Raw genomic sequence first — 21,810 nt, forward strand, 5'->3', positions numbered from 1 at the left:
GCGTTATTTATACTGAATTCATACTAAGGTCGATGGTACAACTTTGTTAAACTAGCTCCCGACTGTTTTGATAACAATTGTTTTGATGACAATTGTTTTGATGACAATACGCTGACGACGACACGCGGGGGATAAAACGATGAAGTTGATGTTTGCATCTGACCTACATGGCTCTTTGAGTGCGACAGAACGGGTGCTGCGTCTATTTGAGCAAAGCGGCGCGGACTGGCTGATTCTATTAGGGGATTTTCTGAATCATGGGCCGCGCAATCCGTTGCCGGACAACTACCAGCCTGTGGAAGTGGCGGCCCGTCTGAATGCCTATGCCAAACGGATTATCGCGGTGCGCGGGAATTGCGATAGTGAGGTGGACCAGATGCTGCTGAGCTTTCCTATCACCGCGCCTTGGCAACATGTGCTATTGCCGAAAAATCGCCTTTTCCTGACGCACGGTCACCTCTATCATCCTGACAACTTACCGCCGTTAAACGTTGGCGATGTACTGGTTTATGGACATACTCATATTCCGGTCGCCGCACAGCGGGGGGAGATATACCATTTTAATCCGGGTTCGGTCAGCCTGCCTAAAGGCGGTTATCCGGCTAGCTATGGAACGCTGGAAGACGATGTTCTGCGCGTTCTTCCTTTGTCTGATGGTGAGCCTATTGCGCAGGTGACCATTAGGCACTAATTTATTTGTGATTACACAGTTAGTGAAGTCTACTATTTAAACAGATACGCGTTGCAACGCGTCAATACTAAAGGGTTTCAAAGGATGGCGGAACAAAGTCAGTCAGCAGACACAGAGTGGGTAGATATCGTCAATGAAAACAATGAGGTAATCGCTCAGTCCAGTCGTCAGCAGATGCGTGCCCAGAGTCTTCGTCATCGAGCTACCTACATTGTTGTGCATGATGGCATGGGCAAAATTCTGGTTCAGCGTCGTACCGAAAGCAAAGATTTCTATCCAGGATGGTTAGATGCAACGGCGGGAGGGGTCGTGCAAAGCGGAGAGCAGATGCTTGAGTCCGCGCGTCGCGAAGCTGAAGAAGAGCTCGGTATTGCCGGTGTCCCGTTCGCTGAACATGGCCTGTTTTATTATGAAGCAGAGAACTGTCGCGTATGGGGAGGGCTTTTTAGCTGTGTTACGCATGGACCTTTTGCGTTGCAGGAAGCTGAAATTGATGAAGTGAGTTGGCTGTCGCCGGAAGAAATTACCGCGCGCTGTGATGAGTTTACGCCTGATTCACTCAAAGCCTTGTCGCTGTGGTTAACGCGCTACAATGACCAAAACTACGGTAAACCGCTGGCGCGTGACAACAGTGTCAACAACGACAGCCAGAGCCGCGCTGAAGACGGCGGCTTTATTGAACTGGAGAAGTGAGGCTTTCTGTCCGCCGTTATCCCCGTGAAAACGGGGATAACGATGATCGTCAATGCGTTGAAATTAAGTCAGTCCGTGGGGTTAACGCACAATAATACCCAGCAGGATCCCCAGCGCACCGAAGTCCGCATCACTGAACGTGGTGTTGGCGAAACCAATTTCGCCCAGTACCGGCAGCAGGAACACCGGCAGAAAGGTAATCAGCAGACCCTGAGCAAAAGCGCCCAGAATCGCGCCGCGTCGTCCACCAGTCGCATTACCAAACACGCCAGCGGCGGCCCCCACGAAGAAGTGTGGAACGACACCGGGGATAATTACCGTCATGTTGAGCAGGTACAGCGCGAACATACCGATAATCCCTGCGACAAAACTGCTGAGAAAGCCGACCAATACCGCATTTGGCGCATAGGGAAACACGATCGGGCAATCAAGCGCCGGTTTGGCATTGGGCACCAGTTTGTCAGAGATGCCTTTAAACGCCGGAACGATTTCGGCAATGACCATTCGTACACCCTGTAAAATGATGTACACGCCCGCCGCGAAAGTAATCGACTGGATAATCGAGAACATCAGCCAGTTCTTGCCACCACTAATGCTCTTGACGAATTCCGGTCCGGCGAACAGACAGGTAATAATGAAGATAATGCTCATGGTGAACGCGATCGCAACCGGCGTATCCCGCAGAAACAGCAGGCTTTTCGGTACGTTCATATCTTCAGTCGAATGCGCCTTGTTGCCAAACCTGCTACCGATGAAGCCCGCCAGTACGTACGATAATGTTGAAAAATGACCGATCGCCACCTCGTCGGAACCGGTGACTTTTTTCATGTACGGGTGAGCAATCGCCGGGAAAAACACCATCGCCGTGCCAACCACCAGTGAACCAATGGCAATCAGCGTCACGCCGGATATGCCTGCGGTAGCCAGAATAACCGCCACCATCATCGACATGAATAGCGTGTGGTGTCCGGTAAGGAAGATGAACTTCCAGGGAGTGAAACGGGCGATCAGAATGTTAATTACCATGGCGAAGAACATGATCATCGCCATCTCTTTACCAAAACTTTTCTGCGCTACCGAAACAATCGCCTCGTTGTTCGGCACGACGCCCTGAATGCCAAACGCGTGCTGAAAGATATTGGCAAAATCGCCCAGAGAGGCAACAACCAGACCCGCGCCCGCGCCGAGTATGACAAAACCCATAATGGTTTTGACCGTACCTTTAATGCATTCGGTAACGGGTTTTTTCTGGGCGACAAGACCAATCAATGCAATCAGACCGACCAGAATCGACGGTTCGGACAGCACGTCGCTCATCAAAAAATGAAAAAAATCCATACTGACCTCCGATTACAGGGCGCCTAGTTCGGTAAGCGCAATGGACAAATGTTCTTTCATGGCGTTTTTGTCGATCATGTTATCGAGCGAAACGATTTTTCCGTTGACGGACTGTGCAATGAGCTGTTCCGCTATGTCTTTGGTGCCGACAAAGATGTCGCTTTGCGTACCTTTGGCCGATCCCAGATCCACGTGATCAACCTCGGCACTGACGCCCAGATCCCGGATGATGGTTTTAATGCTCATTTCCATCATCAGGCTGGTACCTAAACCGTTACCGCAAACGACTGTAATTTTCATTTATTTACTCCGGGGCAGGTAATTAATAGCGCTCGATAATCGCAATAACATCTTGCGGGGTGTTGGCTTGCATAATGGCGGCGATATCATCACTGTTGTCATATAACGCCGCCAACTGTGAAATGGTGTCGATATGGCTGTTACTGTCGGCAGCGGCCAACACGACCAGCAGCTTAACGGGATCGTTTTCGCCAGCCGAAAAATTAACGCCGTTGCGGATCACCGTCAGACTCAATGCCAGACGATTTACGCCTTCTTCCGGACGCGCGTGTGGCATGGCGATGCCGGGACCAATGACGTAATACGGACCAATCGCCTGGTGCGAGCGATAGATGGCGTCCAGATAACGGGGTTCGATAGCGTGGTTGTCGATGAGCGGCCGACAGGAAACGGCCACGGCGCTCCGCCAGTCATCTACGCTGTCAATCAGTTGGATCACATCCGGTGTTAATAGATCTTTTAACATTTATTTTTCTCTCTCTTTACGTCAATGCCGCAGAGCGTAGCCGCTTTATACAGCGATTAATGGGATGTGAGTCACATTTGGTAGCGCTAACTGGTAGCGCTACCAAATTGTGTGATAACGCTATCATTAACGATGCGATGATATTTGATGATGTATCGCTGCGGCGGTTATAATGACCATATATGTCATCTACTCGTTAAGGGTGTGGCGGGGTTCTATGACGGAAACAGGGAAAACCAGAATGGAAAAATTGCGTAAACGCCGCACGACCGGACGGGTTACCCTTCAAGATGTGGCGAATTACGTCGGTGTCGGCATGATGACCGTTTCGCGCGCGCTGAGAACGCCAGAACAGGTATCGGATAAGCTGCGAGAAAAAATAGAGCAGGCGGTGGAATCGTTGGGGTACATTCCAAACCGCGCGGCGGGAGCGTTGGCTTCCGGGCACAGTAATACCATCGCTGTGCTGATCCCTTCTCTGACCGATCAGGCCAGTTCGCTGTTTATGCAATCATTGCAACTGGCGCTCAATCGCAACAATTACCAACTGCTGTTGGGTTGTCATGATTACAACCAGCAGAAAGAAGCCAGCATTCTCGGCACCTTACTACAGAATAATCCCGATGCGCTGGTCGTCTTTGGCTCGCAGCTTGCCGACAGCACCTGGCAGTTCATTGAACGGGCCTCCGTACCAACCCTGAATATTGCCGGAGCTGGCAACCTGAATGCCAGTCTGACCCTCAATGTCGATTTTTCTGCCGCTACGGAAGAGCTAACCCGGCATTTACTGGCGCAGGGATACAAGAATATCGGTTACGTCTGTGCGCATATGGACAACCGCCTGCAAAGACAGCAGTTGAACGGCTGGCATAAAGCCATGCTGCAAGGCTATCAGAATGCCGATCTGGTCGTGGCGACGTCTGACGCACCCAGTATGCAGTTTGGTCGCCATGCCCTGATGGAGCTGTTGCTCAGACAGCCGGAGTTGGATGCGCTGGTTTGCAGCCATGAAGATATTGCGCTCGGGCTGTTGTTCGAGTGCCAGCGCCGCTTGATCAAGGTGCCGGGAAATCTGGCGATAGCCTGTCTGGACGGTAGCGAGAATTGCGATCAAACCTATCCGGTATTGACCTCGGTGAGGGTAGATTATGCAAAAATGGGGCGTGAAACGGGTAAGTTACTAATATCCATGCTTAAGAAAGGAATGGAAGAACCGATCAGTCTTGCGTTCAGTTATCGGTTTGAACCGGGAAGAAGCAGCTAATATCCCAGGTAAATATGAATCGCTGACGGTGTTGTCAAAGCAAAGCGCAACACACGCTATGCACAACTAAACCGGTGGATTTGTCAGTAAGCGCAATGATTGCGCATGCATAAAAAAATCCCCGCTTGCGCGGGGATCGGTATGTGGCAGACGGAAAATTAAAGCTGGGTTGCCTGAATCGCCGTCAGGGCAACGGTGTAAACGATGTCGTCTACCAGTGCGCCACGTGACAGATCGTTGACCGGTTTGCGCATACCCTGCAACATCGGCCCGATGGAGATCAGGTCTGCTGAACGCTGTACCGCTTTGTAAGTGGTGTTACCGGTGTTCAGATCAGGGAAGATAAACACGGTGGCTTTACCCGCAACCGGAGAGTTCGGCGCTTTGGATTTCGCCACGTCGGCCATGATGGCGGCGTCATATTGCAGCGGACCGTCGATGACCAGATCCGGGCGTTTTTCCTGAGCCAGACGGGTTGCTTCACGAACTTTTTCCACATCGCTACCGGCGCCAGAATTACCTGTAGAGTAGGAAATCATCGCGACGCGTGGGTCGATGCCGAAAGCAGTGGCGGAATCGGCAGACTGGATCGCGATTTCAGCCAGTTGTTCAGCGGTTGGGTCCGGGTTGATGGCGCAGTCGCCGTAAACCAGAACCTGCTCAGGCAGCAGCATGAAGAACACGGAAGAAACCAGAGAACTGCCCGGCGCGGTTTTGATCAACTGCAACGGCGGACGGATGGTGTTAGCGGTGGTGTGAACCGCGCCGGAAACCAGACCGTCAACTTCGCTCTGTTCCAGCATCAGGGTACCCAGGACGACGTTGTCTTCCAGTTGCTCACGCGCAACCACTTCGGTCATGCCTTTGCTCTTGCGCAGTTCAACCAGACGTGGAACATAACGTTCGCGCACGGCAGCCGGATCGACGATTTCGATACCTTTACCTAATTCTACGCCCTGAGCGGCAGCGACACGCTGGATCTCTTCCGGGTTCCCCAACAGAACGCAGTGAGCGATGCCACGTTCAGCACAGATAGAGGCGGCTTTAACGGTACGCGGTTCATCACCTTCTGGCAGAACGATACGCTTGCCGGCTTTACGCGCCAGTTCGGTCAACTGATAACGGAACGCAGGTGGCGACAGGCGACGTGAACGCTCGGATTCGGCACTCAGCGAGTCAATCCACTGGGTATCGATGTGGCGAGCCACGTATTCCTGAACTTTTTCCACGCGCTGGTGATCGTCCGCCGGCACTTCAAGATTGAAGCTTTGCAGGCTGAGCGAGGTCTGCCAGGTGTTGGTTTTAACCATAAAGACAGGCAGTCCGGTCTGGAAAGCGCGTTCGCACAGTTTGCTGATGCTCGGGTCCATTTCGTAGCCGCCAGTCAGCAGCAGGGCGCCGATTTCCACGCCGTTCATTGCGGCCAGACAGGCGGCAACCAGTACGTCAGGGCGGTCTGCCGAAGTGACCAGCAGCGAGCCTGGACGGAAATGCTCCAGCATATGAGGAATGCTGCGCGCACAGAACGTCACGGATTTCACGCGGCGAGTCTGAATATCGCCTTCGTTGATGATACGGGCATTCAGGTGTTTGGCCATATCGATTGCACGGGTGGCAATCAGCTCAAAGCTCCACGGAATGCAACCCAGTACCGGCAACGGGCTGTTGGCAAACAGGAGTTTCGGATCGATATTGGTAACGCTGGCTTTGCTGGAATCATCAAAGATTTCAGACAGGTCAGGACGCGTACGACCTTGATCATCCACCGGGGCGTTCAGTTTGTTGATGATCACGCCGGTGATGTTTTTATTCTTGCTGCCGCCGAAGCTGGAACGGGCCAGTTCGATACGTTCTTTCAACTGTGCGGGCGAGTCGTTGCCCAGCGCCAGTACGAAAACGATTTCCGCGTTCAGCGTTTTTGCGATTTCATAATTCAGCGCGTTGGCGAACTGATGTTTACGGGTCGGAACCAAACCTTCGACCAGCACCACTTCCGCATCTTTGGTGTTTTCATGGTAGCGGGCAATGATGTCTTCCATCAGCACGTCCTGCTGGTTGGAACTCAGCAGCGCTTCAACACGGTTCATCTGCAACGGTTCTGCTGCATTGATGGAGGAGTTGGCGCGAATGATGGTCGTGGTCTGGTCTGGCGTATTGTCGCCAGTGCGAGGCTGAGCGATAGGTTTGAACACGCTCAGGCGGACGCCTTTTTGTTCCATGGAACGGATGACACCCAGGCTGACGCTAGTCAGACCAACGCTGGTGCCAGTTGGGATCAACATGATTGTACGGGACACGGCTAAACCTCTTGACGGTTGCTCGTTAGTCAAAAACAACTCCGTCAGCCTGAGCTGACGGAGTTGGCGTTCTTTATTTTTACGCTGTCAGACGGAGGGCGTCCTGAGCGATGACCAATTCTTCATTGGTCGGAATGACCAGCGCCGGACGGGTACCCTCTTTAGCGATGTTGCCGCCTTTGCCGAAACGTGCGGCCAGGTTGCGCTCGTGGTCGACGTCAAAGCCCAGCAGGCCCAGTTTTTTCAGCGTCAGTTCACGTACCATCGCGGCGTTTTCACCGATACCGCCGGTGAAGATGACGGCATCCAGACGACCTTCCATCAGGGCGCTGTAGGAGCCGATGTATTTAGCCAGACGGTGGCAGTAAACATCCATTGCACGTTTGGCGTCTTCTTTGGTCGTATAGTTGTCTTCAACATAGCGACAATCGCTGGTGACTTCAGTCAGCCCCAGCAGGCCGGATTCTTTGGTCAGCAGTTTATTAATGGCTTCAACGCTCATGCCCAGCGAGTCATGCAGGTGGAAAACGATTGCCGGATCGATATCGCCACTGCGGGTACCCATTACCAGGCCTTCCAGCGGCGTCAGCCCCATAGAAGTATCAACGCATTTACCGTTACGAACCGCAGCCACAGAACCGCCGTTACCCAGGTGGCAGGTAATGACGTTCAGTTCATCAACCGGTTTATTCAGCGCTTTAGCCGCTTGCTGAGTAACGAAATAGTGACTGGTGCCGTGTGCGCCGTAGCGACGGATGTGGTGTTCTTTATACAGTTTGTACGGCAGGGCATAAAGATAAGATTCTTCCGGCATGGTCTGGTGGAAAGCGGTGTCGAAGACAACCACGTTCTTATCGGCCAGTTTAGGGAAGGATTTCAGCGCTTCGTCGATACCGATCAGGTGCGCAGGGTTATGCAAAGGTGCAAAAGGTATGGAATCTTTGATACCCTGCAAGACATCGGCGTTGATAACGGCGGACTGAGTGAATTTCTCGCCGCCGTGAACGATACGGTGGCCGATGGCAACCAGTTGTTCAGACAGTTCCGGTTTTTGAGCCAGAATGTTGCTAACGATGAAGTTCAGCGCTTCGCTGTGAGCCGCGCCAGCACCCAATTCAGCTTCTTGTTTGCTACCGTCCATCTTCCATTTGATACGGGCTTCAGGAAGGTGGAAACATTCGGCTAAACCGGATAGGTATTCTTCCCCGTTAACAGCATCGATGATGGCAAACTTCAGGGATGAACTACCACAGTTAAGAACCAGTACTAACTTACTCGACATGGAAGTACCTACTTGTTATACATGGTTAAAAAAATGTCATACAGAGGTAAGTCTATCGTACACCACTGTTGGCATTTATGATTAACATCATGCCTTGGTGTGATACACCTGACATGACGATGAAAAAATGTCGATGTCTCTAAGCGTTGATACCGAATGAACAGTATACTGAACATGACATCAACGTGATGAGACCGCAGCTTATTAAAAGCGATGAATAACCGCGTTATGGCTGTTGGCAGCGCTTGTTGTAGTGAGGGAATGTACTCCCTGCGTATAGGCTACGATTTTAGTATATAGCAGCCAAATATATAGCGGCCAAAAGGCCGTTCTAGAATACCGATAGCGTACGGCAAACACAAAATATATTTTAACCTTATCAAATTGAGTTGTTGGTTTGTGCAAAAGTTTTATTTTTTATCTTTAAAGTTGAGGTGTGACTATGGCAACGAAACCTAGCGGTAGAATCAGTTGGCTACAGTTACTCCAACGTGGGCAGCACTACATGAAAACGTGGCCTGCCGATAAGCGTCTGGCTCCCGTTTTTCCTGAAAATCGTGTGGCGCGCGCTACCCAGTTTGCCGTTCGTTTTATGCCGCCGTTGGCGGTGTTTACCCTGACCTGGCAGATTGCCCTTGAAGGGCAACTAGGCCCCGCCATCGCCACCGCGTTATTTGCCTGCAGTTTACCTATGCAAGGGCTATGGTGGCTTGGACGTCGCTCCGTGACGCCGTTGCCGCCTACGCTATTGAATTGGTTCCATGATATCCGCCATAAGCTGCTTGAGTCTGGTTTGGCGCTGGCGCCGCTGGAGGAAGCCCCGACGTACCAATCGTTGGCCGATGTGCTGAAACGCGCTTTCAAGCAGCTTGATAAAACGTTTTTGGACGATCTGTGATCTGAATCAGACTGGGCGTGCGTGGAAGGTGATTTTTCTCCTTCCTGCTGTTTTAAATCAAAAATTCGTCTGCTATTGCTATCACGAAACGATTCAGTATGCGATTCTGCTGTCAATAACGATTCTGTTATCAATAACATGGTAATCGGCGGTACGCCGGGATGTGGTTCAGGAGAGCACGATGGAAATGACAAATGCCCAGAGATTGATCCTTTCAAATCAATACAAAATGATGACCATGCTTGATCCGGAGAACGCAGAGCGTTATCGCCGGCTGCAAACTATTATCGAGCGGGGCTATGGTTTACAGATGCGCGAATTGGATCGTGAGTTCGGCGAGCTGAGTGAAGATGTCTGCCGCACGATTATCAATATAATGGAAATGCACCACGCCTTGCAGGTGTCGTGGGACAATCTGAAAGATAAACAGGATCTGGACGAACGTCGCCTGGTTTTTCTGGGTTTTGATGCGGCGACGGAAGCACGCTATCTCGGCTTTGTCCGTTTTATGGTGCACGTGGAAGGGCGCTATCCGCATTTCGACTCGGGTACGCATGGTTTTAATGCCCAGACTAAAATGTGGGACAAGTATGGCCGTATGCTGTCTATCTGGCAGTCCTGTCCGCGCCAATATCATTTGAGTGCGGTTGAGATCGCACAAATTATCAACGCCTGAATGATTGCAAAGGGGCTTTCTGTGGAGTGTAAAGGTTTTCTGTTTGATTTGGATGGTACGCTGGTTGATTCATTACCTGCCGTAGAACGTTCCTGGATTAACTGGGCAAAAGCACACGGTATCGATCCACAGGAAGTTCTGGATTTTATTCATGGCAAGCAGGCGATTACTTCTCTGCGGCATTTCCTCCGGGGACAGAGCGAGGAGACGATTCAGCAGGAATTCTATGCGTTGGAAAAAATTGAAACGATGGATACGCAGGGTGTCGTCGAAATGCCCGGGGCGAAAGCCCTGTTAGAACGATTGGATGAACTGGGTATCCCGTGGGCAATCGTCACCTCGGGGACGATTCCGATTGCAAGCGCGCGTCACCGGGCTGCGGGATTGCCTGCACCGAAAGTGTTTATTACTGCGGAACAGGTTGCTCAGGGTAAACCGCATCCTGATGCTTACTTGCTCGGCGCCCAACAGCTGGGGCTGAATCCGACAGAGTGTGTGGTGGTCGAAGATGCGCCGGCGGGCATATTATCTGGGTTGGCGGCAGGGTGTCAGGTTATTGCGGTAAAAGCGCCGCTGGATACGCCGAAACTGGATCAGGTCGACCTGGTTTTAAATTCGCTGGAACAGATTCGAATAGAGAAGTCTGACAACGGCGTTAGTATCGTCTATGGTCAATAAGTTTTTGTAATTTACTGACAAAAGTATGATTAAATATGATCGAACCTCGCATCAGCGAGGTTTTTTTATGGCAGACTATCCCTGTCTGCCACCCTTCGGGTCGCAGCAACGCTGCGTTAAAAAATGCTCCTGCATTTTTTTATGGCAGGACTATCCCTGTCCGCCGCCCTTCGGACCGCGCTAAAAAATGCATCGGTTTTTTATGGCATTTTGAATATATTCCTATCAATGAACTCTTTCCGTCAGGGGAACCGTTTTGAATAGCGAACTTCTCTGGGTTTTATCCCTGTTGCTGATCGCCATTGTGTTGTTTACCACCAATAAATTACGCATGGATGTCATTGCACTATTGGTCATTATCGCGTTTGTTTTGAGCGGAACGCTGACATTACCCCAGGCGTTGGTGGGATTTAGCGACCCTAATGTGATTTTGATTGCGGCGCTGTTTGTTATTGGTGAGGGATTGGTGCGTACCGGCGTTGCCTATCAGGTGGGAGACTGGCTGGTGCGAGCCGCGGGCAGCAGTGAAATCAAAATGCTGGTGTTGTTAATGGTGACCGTTGCCATGTTGGGTGCGTTTATGAGCTCAACGGGCGTGGTGGCTATCTTTATTCCTGTGGTGCTGAGTGTTTCTGCCCGCATGAAAACATCTCCGGGCAGATTGATGATGCCATTGAGCTTTGCCGGGTTGATCAGTGGGATGATGACGCTGGTGGCGACACCGCCCAATATGGTCGTCAGCAGTGAACTTATGCGTGAAGGTATCGCGGGGTTCGGTTTTTTCAGCATGACGCCAATCGGTATAGTGGTGTTATTGATGGGCGTGGCCTATATGATGGTGGCGCGTTACTGGCTCAGCGGTGCGGAAACGGAAGCCTCAAAAGAGGCCTGGAAAAGAAAAACATTCCGCGACCTGATTCGGGATTATAAGCTGACGGGCAGGGCGCGTCGTTTGGCGATCCTCTCCGGTTCCCCTTTGATTGGTCATCGTCTGGACGATCTTCGTCTGCGTCAGCGCTATGGCGCCAATATCGTCGGGATTGAACGCTGGCGGAAATTTCGTCGCGTGATGGTCAGTGTGGCGGGTAACACCGAGCTTCGCCTGAATGATGTCCTGCTGATTGATATGTCGGCGTCGGAAATGGATCTGCGCGAGTTCTGTACCTCGCAGCGTCTGGAACCGATGGTGCTGCGCGGAGAATATTTTTCAGAACAGGCTCGTGATGTCGGCATGGCGGAAATGTCGTTGATTCCCGATTCCGAGCTGCTGGGAAAAACGCTCTATGAAGTGGGATTCCGCAGCCGCTACGGATTGAGCGTGGTGGGTATTCGCCGCAACGGTGAGGCGATGGAAGGGATTTTGGCAGATGAGCAACTGCAACTCGGTGATATTTTGCTGGTTATTGGTGACTGGCGAATGATCCGGCAGTTGCACACGCAGAAAAACGACTTTTTGTTGCTGAGTTTGCCCGCGGAAGTGGATGATGTCGCACCTGCGGTCAGTCAGGCTCCCCATGCGTTATTTTGTCTGGCGTTGATGGTCGCCATGATGCTGACGGATGAAATTCCCAATGCGATTGCGGCGCTGATCGCCTGTTTATTAATGGGCAAGTTTCGCTGTATTGACATGGAAGGCGCTTATCGTGCGATTCACTGGCCCAGCATTATCCTGATTGTGGGAATGATGCCGTTTGCACTTGCCCTACAGCAAACCGGCGGGGTGGCGCTGATCGTGAATGCGCTGATGGAAGTCGCCGGGGGGGCAGGGCCTCATGTCATGCTGGTCTGCCTGTTTATATTGTGTGCGGTTATCGGGCTGTTTATCTCGAATACGGCGACAGCGGTGTTAATGGCGCCGATCGCCATTGCGGCAGCCAAACAGATGGGCGTTTCACCCTATCCATTTGCCCTGATCATTGCTATTGCGGCTTCAGCTGCGTTCATGACACCGGTGTCATCGCCGGTGAATACGCTGGTATTAGGGCCGGGGGGATACAAGTTTGGCGACTTTATCCGTGTCGGTGTGCCGTTCACCATCCTGGTGATGATTGTAAGTGTGATGATGGTACCGTGGCTGTACCCTTTCTGATTGTTTTTGGTTCAGGCGACGGCATCGGCGAAACGGATTGCTCCCCGCTGGAGCAATCCGTTATCCTGGCGCGTGATTGCTGGCTGTCGTGGAGAGAGCACGGCAATCCCATCAGCATTTACAGCGGGGAATCCTGACTGATTTCATCCAGCGACAGACTAAAGCTCGGAATAAAGACATCCATGAAATAGCCCATTTCCGGGCTGTTGCGCAGCTGCAATGTTTTCTCTAATCGGGCTTTGGCCAGCGTAAATTCGGTATTACCCGCAGACAGTTCTTCCAGACATTTCAGATAGGCGCAAAGCGCATCGGCCTGTTTGACAATCGCCCGCTCGTCCTCGCTCATATATTGTGCATCCAGAAGCGAACGGTAGTCCTGCTGCAATTCTTCCGGAAGCATCTCAATCAGTGTTTGCTGTGCGATCTTCTCAATCTTTTTGTACTCATGAGCAATCTGCGCATTGTAATACTTGATTGGCGTAGGCATATCCCCCGTCAACACTTCGCTGGCATCATGGTACATCGCCAGTAAGGCAATTCGTTCCGCGTTCATGTTGCCGTTGAACTTTCGGTTTTTAATTACGGCCAGAGCGTGGGCGACAAAAGCCACCTGCAGGCTGTGTTCAGAAACATTTTCTGTGCGGACGTTTCGCATCAGCGGCCAGCGGCTAATGAGTTTAAGGCGGGATAGATGGGCAAAAAAGTGACTCTGATTCATAACATCTCTCAGACAGCAGCACGACAAGAATCTATTGTGAGCACTTGGGCAGGATTATGCAATCAGACAAAATAACGCCGGACAGGGAACTGCCCGGCAAGGAGCGGCAAGGGTTATTGGTGATACCCTTCCAAAAAACGCCCCAGTTTGTGGACGGCCATATCCAATTCGTCAATGCGTGGCAGCGTCACAATTCGAACGTGATCCGGGTAAGGCCAGTTGAACGCGGTTCCCTGTACCAGCAGCACTTTTTCCTGCAACAGGAGATCCAGAACCAACTTCTGATCATCATGGATATTGAAGCGTTTGGCATCAATACGCGGGAACATATAGAGCGCGCCGCTGGGTTTGACGCAGGAGACTCCCGGAATCTGATTGATCAGTTCCCAGGCGCGGTTGCGCTGTTCATACAAACGTCCGCCGGGTTGGATAAATTCGCTGATGCTCTGATAACCGCCAATGGCGGTTTGAATGGCATGTTGCATCGGTACGTTTGCGCACAAACGCATTGATGCGAGCATTTCCAAACCTTCAATATACCCTTTCGCATGCTTTTTCGGGCCATTCAATACCATCCAGCCCTGACGGAAACCGGCGACGCGATAGGTTTTTGATAAACCATTAAAGGTGACGGTCAACAGGTCGGGGGCGAGCGCGGCAATAGAATGATGCTGGGCGTCATCATAGAGAATTTTGTCGTAAATTTCGTCAGCGAAAATAATCAGGTTATGTTCGCGGGCGATGGTCACGATCTCAAGCAGCAGCGCTTTGCTATAGACTGCGCCTGTCGGGTTATTGGGATTGATGATGACGATACCACGGGTACGCGGCGTGATTTTTTTACGAATATCGTCCAGATCGGGAAACCAGCCGGCTTCTTCATCGCAGAGATAATGTACCGCATTGCCGTTGGAAAGTGATACGGCAGCCGTCCACAGCGGGTAGTCCGGCGCAGGCACCAGCATTTCGTCGCCGCTGTTCAGTAACGCCTGCATTGATTGCACAATCAGTTCGGAAACACCGTTGCCGATATAGACATCTTCAACCGTCATTTCGCGCATGTCCCGAGCCTGATAGTGCTGGACGATGGCTTTACGCGCGGAATACAGGCCTTTTGAATCACAGTACCCTTGCGCTGTCGGCAGATTGCGGATAACGTCGACGAGGATTTCATCCGGGGCTTCAAAGCCGAAAGGGGCGGGATTACCAATATTCAGCTTGAGGACTTTATTACCTTCTTCTTCAAGTCGTTTGGCTTCCTTCAGAACCGGACCACGAATGTCATAACAAACGTTCTCCAGCTTTTTGGATTTTTCAATCGGAGACATAAATATCACAGACCTTTTGCGGGAAAAGCGTATTCCTGTGTGGAATAGCATAACCTGCTTAATGTACTCCTCCCGTTGTGCCTTTTGAAGAATGTTTATCTCGATATCTGCAAATATCAGCGCCGGCATACTATGGCATTGTGTACTAGTTGATTAGTGCGCTATGGTAGGCTCAGAAGGCGGTCTTTTCATCAGTTTGTAACTGTTTTCTCTACTACAACCGGTCTCAGGTTATTTTAAATAACAGAGATTGTTTATTTTTCAGAGTGAAAAAAAGCGGAAACGATTTTTTTATTCTGATAAAGATTAAGATTGATGAATCATTTAAAATAAAGATGAGGCATCAATTGAAAAGACGATAGGGGTAACGAAACATAAGTATTTTTTTGCCCTTATCGTGCGTCTGCGATAGTGTCTTCAAATGTATGGGACGTTCCCAATACATGTAATAAAACACCAGGAATGCTCTTGTTAAAAATTAAAATAGATAAGTGAATAATCGTATGACCAATGCAAATCGACCAGTACTTAATCTCGATCTTGATCTATTGAGAACGTTTGTCGCTGTTGCAGATTTAAACACCTTTGCAGCCGCCGCTGTTGCCGTATGCCGGACCCAATCGGCTGTCAGCCAGCAAATGCAACGTTTAGAACAACTCATCGGAAAGGAGCTGTTTGCCCGTCATGGGCGTAATAAGCAGTTAACTGAACACGGTATCCAGTTTCTCGGATACGCCAGAAAGATATTACAATTCAATGACGAAGCTTGCGCTTCATTAATGTATAGCGATATTCAGGGGACGCTGACGATCGGCGCTTCCGATGATACTGCGGATACTATTCTTCCCTATATTTTACACCGGGTAACTTCTGTTTTTCCTAAATTATCGATAGCGGTAAGTGTGAAACGCAGTGCTGAAATGTTGGAAATGCTACATGAGGGAAAAATTGATCTGGTGATTACCACGATGAATAGTGTTGGCTTTCCGCATGTTTTATTACGCAGCTCTCCTACGTTATGGTATTGCGCCGCGGATTATCAATTCAGATCTGAAGAACCGGTTCCACTCGTCGTATTGGATGAACCCAGTCCTTTTCGCACATTAGCCGTAGAAAGGCTGAAAGCGGCAGGGATACCCTGGAAGATTTCTTATGTGGCGTCAACATTGTCTGCCGTACGCGCAGCGGTCAAAGCCGGGCTTGGTGTAACGGTTCGTTCGGTCGAGATGATGAGCCCCGAGTTGAAAGTGCTGGGGGAAGAGGATGGGTTACCCAGACTGCCTGAAACCCGTTATTTCCTGTGCAGGAACCCGCATCATGAAAATGAGTTGGTAACCGCGATTTTCAATGTGATTGATTCAGGGAATAAATCGCATGTGATCCCTGTTTCAACTGTGCAGGATTAAGCGGTGAAGGCTCGCTTTTCGATCTTATCCATCATTTTATGATAGGCCTGACATCATTCGGGCAATAGGGACATAACCCGAATGATGGCGGCTTGTCGGTGATGCGTGCGCAAAGCACGCTATCCAGATATCAGATATCCTATAAGTGCCCCGGCTGAAATGGGGCGTTGCTACAGCATCGAATCCCTTTGTTTTTTATAAAACGATAGTTTGTTTTTTTTAAAATGTTGTTGCAAAAATTTACTTCTTACCTACAGTCAACCCCGCCAATTTTTTTACTAACTAAATTGAAAAAAATGTGTGCTGGATCAAAAAATATCCCTAATAACCCTATGGGGGAACAGGCATTCCTTGTGAAAATGGTATAGTGGCATTGCGAATCAGCGTTTTCTACCGTCGTAATTTGTTAACGAGTCACGAAACTGACTCGATTTAGCCGAAGGTAAGGACACAAAATGTTAACAAAACTACGTGCATGTAAACTAATGTACTGTTATTTTTAGTAAGGTTGAAAAAAGGTTACAAAATTAGGGACTCAACCACGTCGAATGCCGTTGACCTGATACGTTTCCGTGCTTTCCGTGTGGTTATTTATCCTTCCTTTTAATCGATGTGGCGTATTAACTGCCGGAAAAAGAGCAGATGTGTTACCCGCCACTTTTGATGAGTAAGCAAAGAGTATGTCAACAACTACTGAAGTCCTCGCCCACCATTGGGCGTTTGCGCTATTCCTTATCGTTGCTGTGGGCCTGTGCGGTTTCATGCTGGTAGGGGGATTCTTGCTTGGTGGGAGAGCAAGGGCCAGAGCTAAAAACATTCCTTATGAATCCGGTATTGATGCGGTGGGTTCAGCGCGTTTGCGTCTGTCCGCTAAGTTTTATCTGGTCGCCATGTTTTTCGTTATCTTCGACGTTGAAGCCTTATATCTGTATGCCTGGGCTGTCTCTATCAGGGAGAGTGGCTGGGTTGGCTTTATCGAAGCAACCATTTTCATTTTGGTGCTGTTGGCTGGTTTGATTTATCTGGTACGTATCGGGGCGCTGGACTGGATCCCTGCTCGTTCCAAGAGACAAGTCGTCAAATCAGACATGATCAACACTACCAACACTCATCAGCAGTAACAGCGAGGCATTTTAAGATGGACTATACGCTCACCCGCATAGAGCCGGACGGTGAGAATGACCGTTATCCCCTGCAACGGCAGGAGATCGTTTCCGACCCTCTGGAGCAGCATGTTCACCGCAGTGTCTATATGGGCAAACTGGAACATGCATTACACGATACCGTGAACTGGGGTCGTAAACATTCTTTATGGCCCTATAACTTTGGCCTTTCCTGTTGTTACGTTGAAATGGTGACGTCGTTTACTGCCGTTCATGACGTCGCGCGTTTTGGTTCTGAAGTATTGCGCGCTTCACCGCGCCAGGCCGACTTTATGGTCGTTGCCGGAACATGCTTCACCAAAATGGCGCCCGTCATCCAGCGTTTGTATGAACAAATGCTGGAGCCTAAATGGGTGATTTCCATGGGAGCCTGCGCCAACTCCGGCGGCATGTACGATATCTATTCCGTTGTTCAGGGGGTCGATAAATTCCTGCCGGTTGATGTGTATATTCCTGGCTGCCCGCCGCGCCCTGAAGCCTATATGCAAGCTCTGCTACTGTTAAAAGAGTCCATTGGAAAAGAACGCCGTCCTCTGTCATGGGTAGTGGGGGAACAGGGCGTTTACCGTGCCAATATGCAATCCGAACGGGAACGCAAACGCGGTGAGCGTATCGCAGTGACCAACCTGCGTTCGCCCGATGAGATTTGATCTGTAAATGATGATTACGCTGGCCGTGTAATATCACGATAACAGTGTGCGGCCATGATCAGATACAGCAATAGCACATTTAATGTGGTGACATTTATGACAGATTTAACGACGCACGATCTCGCTCTGCCAGCCTGGCAAACCCGCGATCACCTTGACGATCCGGTCATTAGCGAACTGCGTAACCGTTTTGGGCCGGATTCATTTACTGTACAAGCAACGCGCACAGGCGTTCCTGTTGTGTGGATCAAGCGTGAGCAATTACTGGAAGTTGTGTCTTTCCTGAAAAAACAGCCGAAACCGTATGTCATGCTGTTTGATTTACACGGTATGGACGAACGTTTGCGTACGCACCGCGAAGGTTTGCCTGCTGCTGATTTCTCTGTTTTTTACCATCTGATTTCCATCGAACGTAACCGCGACATCATGTTGAAAGTCGCGCTGGTCGAAGGTGATATGCACCTGCCGACCATGACCGGATTATTCCCCAATGCCAACTGGTATGAGAGGGAAACCTGGGAAATGTTCGGCATGACGTTTGACGGCCACCCTCATTTAACGCGCATCATGATGCCGCATACCTGGGAAGGTCACCCGTTACGTAAAGATTACCCGGCGCGTGCGACCGAATTCGATCCTTTTGTGCTGACCAAGCAGAAAGAAGATCTGGAAATGGAATCGCTGACGTTCAAACCAGAAGATTGGGGAATGACGCGCGGCACCGAAAATGAGGATTTCATGTTCCTCAATATGGGGCCGAACCATCCCTCGTCGCACGGTGCTTTCCGCATCATCCTGCAATTGGATGGCGAAGAAGTGCTCGACTGTGTGCCCGATGTGGGTTACCACCATCGCGGTGCGGAAAAAATGGGTGAGCGTCAGTCCTGGCACAGCTACATTCCTTATACCGACCGTATTGAGTATCTGGGCGGCTGCGTCAATGAAATGCCTTATGTGCTGGCCGTTGAGAAACTGGCCGGCATTGAGGTGCCGGATCGCGTTAAGACGATTCGCGTCATGCTATCCGAACTCTTCCGTGTCAATAGCCACCTGCTCTATATCAGTACCTTCATTCAGGACGTTGGCGCCATGACGCCAGTGTTCTTTGCCTTTACCGATCGCCAGAAGATCTACGATCTGGTTGAAGCGATTACCGGTTTCCGTATGCACCCAGCCTGGTTCCGGATCGGCGGTGTGGCGCACGATTTGCCGCGTGGTTGGGAACGCTTGCTGCGCGAATTCCTCGACTGGATGCCGGCCCGTCTGGACACCTATGTCAAAGCCGCCTTGCAGAATACCATCCTCAAAGGCCGTACTCAGGGCGTTGCCGCCTACAATGCCAAAGAGGCATTGGAGTGGGGGGTAACGGGCGCAGGCTTGCGCGCAACCGGTATTGATTTCGATATACGTAAGCGTCGTCCGTATTCCGGCTATGAAAACTTTGACTTTGAAGTACCGGTCGGCGATGGCATCAGTGATTGTTACAGCCGGGTGATGCTGAAAGTTGAAGAACTTCGTCAGAGTCTGCGGATCCTGGAACAGTGCCTGAAGAATATGCCGGAAGGGCCGTTCAAGGCGGATCATCCGCTGACCACGCCGCCGCCGAAAGAGCGCACGTTGCAGCATATTGATACCCTGATTAACCACTTCCTACAGGTTTCGTGGGGGCCGGTTATGCCTGCCAATGAATCATTCCAGATGATTGAGGCAACCAAAGGTATCAATAGCTACTACCTGACCAGTGATGGCGGCACCATGAGCTACCGTACCCGTATTCGCACGCCGAGTTACGCGCATCTGCAGCAGATTCCGTCGGTAATCCGAGGATGTCTGGTATCCGATTTGATCGTTTATCTCGGCAGTATTGATTTTGTCATGTCAGATGTGGACCGCTAATTATGCACGATCATAACAACACTCACGATCATATCGACGCTCAGGGGCAACCCGCCGCCGATTCACTGACGAAAGAAAATGTTTTTGTGTTGAGTGACGCAGAGCGTGACGCGATTGAACACGAAAAACACCACTATGAAGATGCCCGCGCGGCATCCATCGAAGCACTGAAAATCGTGCAGAAGCAGCGTGGCTGGGTGCCGGATGGCGCCATCTCGGCGATTGCCGACGTACTGGGCATCCCCGCCAGCGATGTTGAAGGTGTTGCGACATTTTATAGCCAGATTTTCCGTCAACCGGTTGGACGTCACATTATTCGCTATTGCGACAGCGTGGTGTGCCACATCAATGGTTACCAGGGCGTTCAGGCCGCGCTGGAGCGCAAGCTCAGCATCAAACCGGGCCAGACAACCTTTGACGGACGTTTCACGTTACTGCCGACCTGCTGTCTGGGGAACTGTGACAAGGGGCCGTCAATGATGATCGACGACGACACCCACAGCCACGTGAAGCCTGAAGATATTGAATCGTTATTGGAGCAGTATCAATGAGTAAAAACATTGTCCTGACTGCTGAGCAACATCCTTTGACCTGGCGTTTGCGTGAAGATAAACAACCAGTATGGCTGGATGAATATCGCAGCAAAAACGGCTATGCCGGCGCGCAAAAAGCATTAAGCGGCATGGCGCAGGATGAGGTGGTTTCTCTGGTCAAAGATGCCGGACTGAAAGGGCGCGGCGGCGCTGGCTTTTCGACGGGGCTGAAATGGAGCCTGATGCCGAAAGACGAAAGCATGAATATCCGTTATCTGCTGTGTAACGCAGATGAAATGGAGCCAGGGACATACAAAGACCGCCTTTTGATGGAGCAGCTTCCCCACCTGCTGGTGGAAGGCATGGTGATTAGCGCGTTTGCGCTAAAAGCCTACCGCGGCTATATCTTCCTGCGCGGCGAGTATATCGAGGCGGCAGAGAATTTACGCCGCGCGATTGAAGAAGCCAAAGCAGCAGGATTGCTGGGTAAAAATATTCTGGGCAGCGGATTTGATTTTGAGCTGTTCGTTCATACGGGGGCGGGCCGTTATATCTGCGGTGAAGAAACGGCGCTGATAAATTCTCTGGAAGGTCGTCGGGCCAACCCGCGTTCCAAACCGCCTTTCCCGGCGTCTGCCGGCGCATGGGGCAAACCGACCTGTGTGAACAATGTCGAAACACTGTGTAACGTACCTGCAATTATTGAATATGGTGCGGCGTGGTATCAGGGGCTATCGGCGGGCAAGAGTAAAGATGCCGGCACGAAGCTGATGGGTTTCTCCGGCCGCGTCAAAAATCCCGGATTATGGGAACTGCCGTTCGGTACGACCGCCCGTGAGATTCTTGAAGACTATGCTGGCGGTATGCGCGACGGATTGAAGTTCAAAGCCTGGCAGCCAGGTGGTGCGGGTACGGACTTCCTGACGGAAAGCCATCTCGATTTACCGATGGATTTTGAGCATATCGCGAAAGCCGGCAGCCGTTTAGGCACGGCACTGGCGATGGCCGTCGATCACGAAATCAACATGGTTTCGCTGACCCGTAATCTGGAAGAGTTCTTTGCTCGCGAATCCTGCGGCTGGTGTACGCCTTGTCGTGACGGCCTGCCGTGGAGCGTTAAACTGCTGCGCGCGCTGGAACGAGGGGAAGGGCAACCGGGCGATATTGAAACGCTGGAGCAGCTATGCCGTTTCCTTGGGCCGGGCAATACCTTCTGTGCGCATGCGCCAGGCGCCGTTGAGCCTCTTCAGAGCGCCATTAAATATTTCCGGGAAGAATTTGAGGCGGGAATTTCTCCACAATATCTGGGTAATCTTAAAGCAATTGGCGGTATTCAACCCAATCTGCTGAAAGAACGCTGGTAATAAGTACTGGCCTGATAAGTGTGAGATGCAGTCAATGTATCCGCCGGGTGGCGCAAATAAGCCACACCGATAATAGAATT

The 21,810-nt window shown here is 50.9% G+C and carries 21 protein-coding genes; 14 read left to right on the forward strand and 7 right to left on the reverse strand.

The window, feature by feature from the left end; genetic code table 11:
* The first annotated feature begins 139 nt into the window (after positions 1-139).
* Positions 140-691 (forward strand): phosphodiesterase, encoded by a 552-nt coding sequence (yfcE, locus tag B4923_RS17385; protein ID WP_109055631.1) that lies wholly within the window; start codon positions 140-142, stop codon positions 689-691.
* Between the two features lie 84 nt (positions 692-775).
* Positions 776-1,384, forward strand: a complete 609-nt coding sequence (gene yfcD, locus B4923_RS17390; protein ID WP_109055632.1) for an NUDIX hydrolase YfcD — start codon at positions 776-778, stop codon at positions 1,382-1,384.
* Positions 1,385-1,465: 81 nt separating this feature from the next.
* Here the strand turns inward: yfcD and B4923_RS17395 are convergent, their stop codons facing one another.
* Genes B4923_RS17395 through B4923_RS17405 form a run of 3 tightly spaced genes read right to left on the reverse strand, consistent with a single transcriptional unit; the run spans position 1,466 to position 3,488 of the window.
* On the reverse strand, positions 1,466-2,722 hold the full coding sequence (locus tag B4923_RS17395; protein ID WP_109055633.1) for a PTS ascorbate transporter subunit IIC: 1,257 nt from the start codon (positions 2,720-2,722) through the stop codon (positions 1,466-1,468).
* Positions 2,723-2,734: 12 nt separating this feature from the next.
* Positions 2,735-3,022 (reverse strand): PTS sugar transporter subunit IIB, encoded by a 288-nt coding sequence (locus tag B4923_RS17400; protein ID WP_109055634.1) that lies wholly within the window; start codon positions 3,020-3,022, stop codon positions 2,735-2,737.
* A gap of 22 nt (positions 3,023-3,044) precedes the next feature.
* Positions 3,045-3,488: a PTS sugar transporter subunit IIA gene (locus tag B4923_RS17405; RefSeq protein ID WP_109055635.1), complete on the reverse strand. Its 444-nt coding sequence runs from the start codon at positions 3,486-3,488 to the stop codon at positions 3,045-3,047.
* 217 nt (positions 3,489-3,705) lie between these two features.
* On the opposite strand from B4923_RS17405, the gene B4923_RS17410 reads away from it, so the two are divergent.
* Entirely contained in the window at positions 3,706-4,752 is a 1,047-nt protein-coding gene (locus B4923_RS17410; RefSeq protein WP_425428648.1) for a LacI family DNA-binding transcriptional regulator, read from the forward strand.
* 158 nt (positions 4,753-4,910) lie between these two features.
* Here the strand turns inward: B4923_RS17410 and pta are convergent, their stop codons facing one another.
* The gene (gene pta, locus B4923_RS17415; RefSeq protein WP_211313972.1) at positions 4,911-7,034 is read right to left on the reverse strand and encodes a phosphate acetyltransferase; all 2,124 of its coding nucleotides are present in this window, start codon (positions 7,032-7,034) and stop codon (positions 4,911-4,913) included.
* 94 nt (positions 7,035-7,128) lie between these two features.
* Positions 7,129-8,331: an acetate kinase gene (gene ackA / locus B4923_RS17420; protein WP_109055638.1), complete on the reverse strand. Its 1,203-nt coding sequence runs from the start codon at positions 8,329-8,331 to the stop codon at positions 7,129-7,131.
* A gap of 442 nt (positions 8,332-8,773) precedes the next feature.
* On the opposite strand from ackA, the gene yfbV reads away from it, so the two are divergent.
* From yfbV to B4923_RS20950, 5 genes are all read left to right on the forward strand, one after another.
* Positions 8,774-9,229, forward strand: a complete 456-nt coding sequence (gene yfbV / locus B4923_RS17425; protein ID WP_109055639.1) for a terminus macrodomain insulation protein YfbV — start codon at positions 8,774-8,776, stop codon at positions 9,227-9,229.
* Positions 9,230-9,410: 181 nt separating this feature from the next.
* Positions 9,411-9,905: a YfbU family protein gene (locus B4923_RS17430; protein ID WP_109055640.1), complete on the forward strand. Its 495-nt coding sequence runs from the start codon at positions 9,411-9,413 to the stop codon at positions 9,903-9,905.
* A 21-nt stretch (positions 9,906-9,926) separates the two neighbouring features.
* Complete coding sequence (locus B4923_RS17435) at positions 9,927-10,583, forward strand: sugar phosphatase (RefSeq protein ID WP_109055641.1); 657 nt, start codon at positions 9,927-9,929, stop codon at positions 10,581-10,583.
* A 256-nt stretch (positions 10,584-10,839) separates the two neighbouring features.
* Positions 10,840-12,672, forward strand: coding sequence for an SLC13 family permease (locus tag B4923_RS17440; protein ID WP_109055642.1), 1,833 nt, complete (start codon positions 10,840-10,842; stop codon positions 12,670-12,672).
* Positions 12,654-12,809, forward strand: a complete 156-nt coding sequence (locus tag B4923_RS20950) for a hypothetical protein (RefSeq protein ID WP_170116085.1) — start codon at positions 12,654-12,656, stop codon at positions 12,807-12,809. The genes B4923_RS17440 and B4923_RS20950 overlap by 19 nt, the downstream gene beginning before the upstream one ends.
* Here B4923_RS20950 and yfbR read toward each other — a convergent pair.
* Complete coding sequence (yfbR, locus tag B4923_RS17445) at positions 12,791-13,390, reverse strand: 5'-deoxynucleotidase (protein ID WP_109055643.1); 600 nt, start codon at positions 13,388-13,390, stop codon at positions 12,791-12,793. The two genes, B4923_RS20950 and yfbR, sit on opposite strands and share 19 nt — an antisense overlap.
* Positions 13,391-13,503: 113 nt before the next feature.
* Positions 13,504-14,718, reverse strand: a complete 1,215-nt coding sequence (locus tag B4923_RS17450; RefSeq protein WP_109055644.1) for a pyridoxal phosphate-dependent aminotransferase — start codon at positions 14,716-14,718, stop codon at positions 13,504-13,506.
* 503 nt (positions 14,719-15,221) lie between these two features.
* Between B4923_RS17450 and lrhA the strand changes: the two genes are divergently transcribed.
* The 6 genes from lrhA to nuoF all read left to right on the forward strand — a co-directional run bounded on the left by lrhA (position 15,222) and on the right by nuoF (position 21,730).
* On the forward strand, positions 15,222-16,124 hold the full coding sequence (lrhA, locus tag B4923_RS17455; RefSeq protein WP_109055683.1) for a transcriptional regulator LrhA: 903 nt from the start codon (positions 15,222-15,224) through the stop codon (positions 16,122-16,124).
* Between the two features lie 680 nt (positions 16,125-16,804).
* A complete protein-coding gene (locus tag B4923_RS17460) occupies positions 16,805-17,245 on the forward strand; it encodes an NADH-quinone oxidoreductase subunit A (RefSeq protein ID WP_109055645.1) in 441 nt (146 codons plus the stop codon).
* Positions 17,246-17,262: 17 nt separating this feature from the next.
* Positions 17,263-17,937, forward strand: a complete 675-nt coding sequence (locus B4923_RS17465; protein WP_109055646.1) for a NuoB/complex I 20 kDa subunit family protein — start codon at positions 17,263-17,265, stop codon at positions 17,935-17,937.
* A 96-nt stretch (positions 17,938-18,033) separates the two neighbouring features.
* Complete coding sequence (gene nuoC, locus B4923_RS17470; protein WP_109055647.1) at positions 18,034-19,833, forward strand: NADH-quinone oxidoreductase subunit C/D; 1,800 nt, start codon at positions 18,034-18,036, stop codon at positions 19,831-19,833.
* A gap of 2 nt (positions 19,834-19,835) precedes the next feature.
* Entirely contained in the window at positions 19,836-20,384 is a 549-nt protein-coding gene (gene nuoE / locus B4923_RS17475; protein WP_109055648.1) for an NADH-quinone oxidoreductase subunit NuoE, read from the forward strand.
* Positions 20,381-21,730 (forward strand): NADH-quinone oxidoreductase subunit NuoF, encoded by a 1,350-nt coding sequence (gene nuoF, locus B4923_RS17480; RefSeq protein WP_109055649.1) that lies wholly within the window; start codon positions 20,381-20,383, stop codon positions 21,728-21,730. The genes nuoE and nuoF overlap by 4 nt, the downstream gene beginning before the upstream one ends.
* Positions 21,731-21,810: the final 80 nt, after the last annotated feature.

Origin of the sequence: Brenneria roseae subsp. americana (genome assembly GCF_003115815.1) — a bacterium.
In the GTDB taxonomy this organism is placed as follows: Bacteria; Pseudomonadota; Gammaproteobacteria; order Enterobacterales; family Enterobacteriaceae; genus Brenneria; species Brenneria roseae.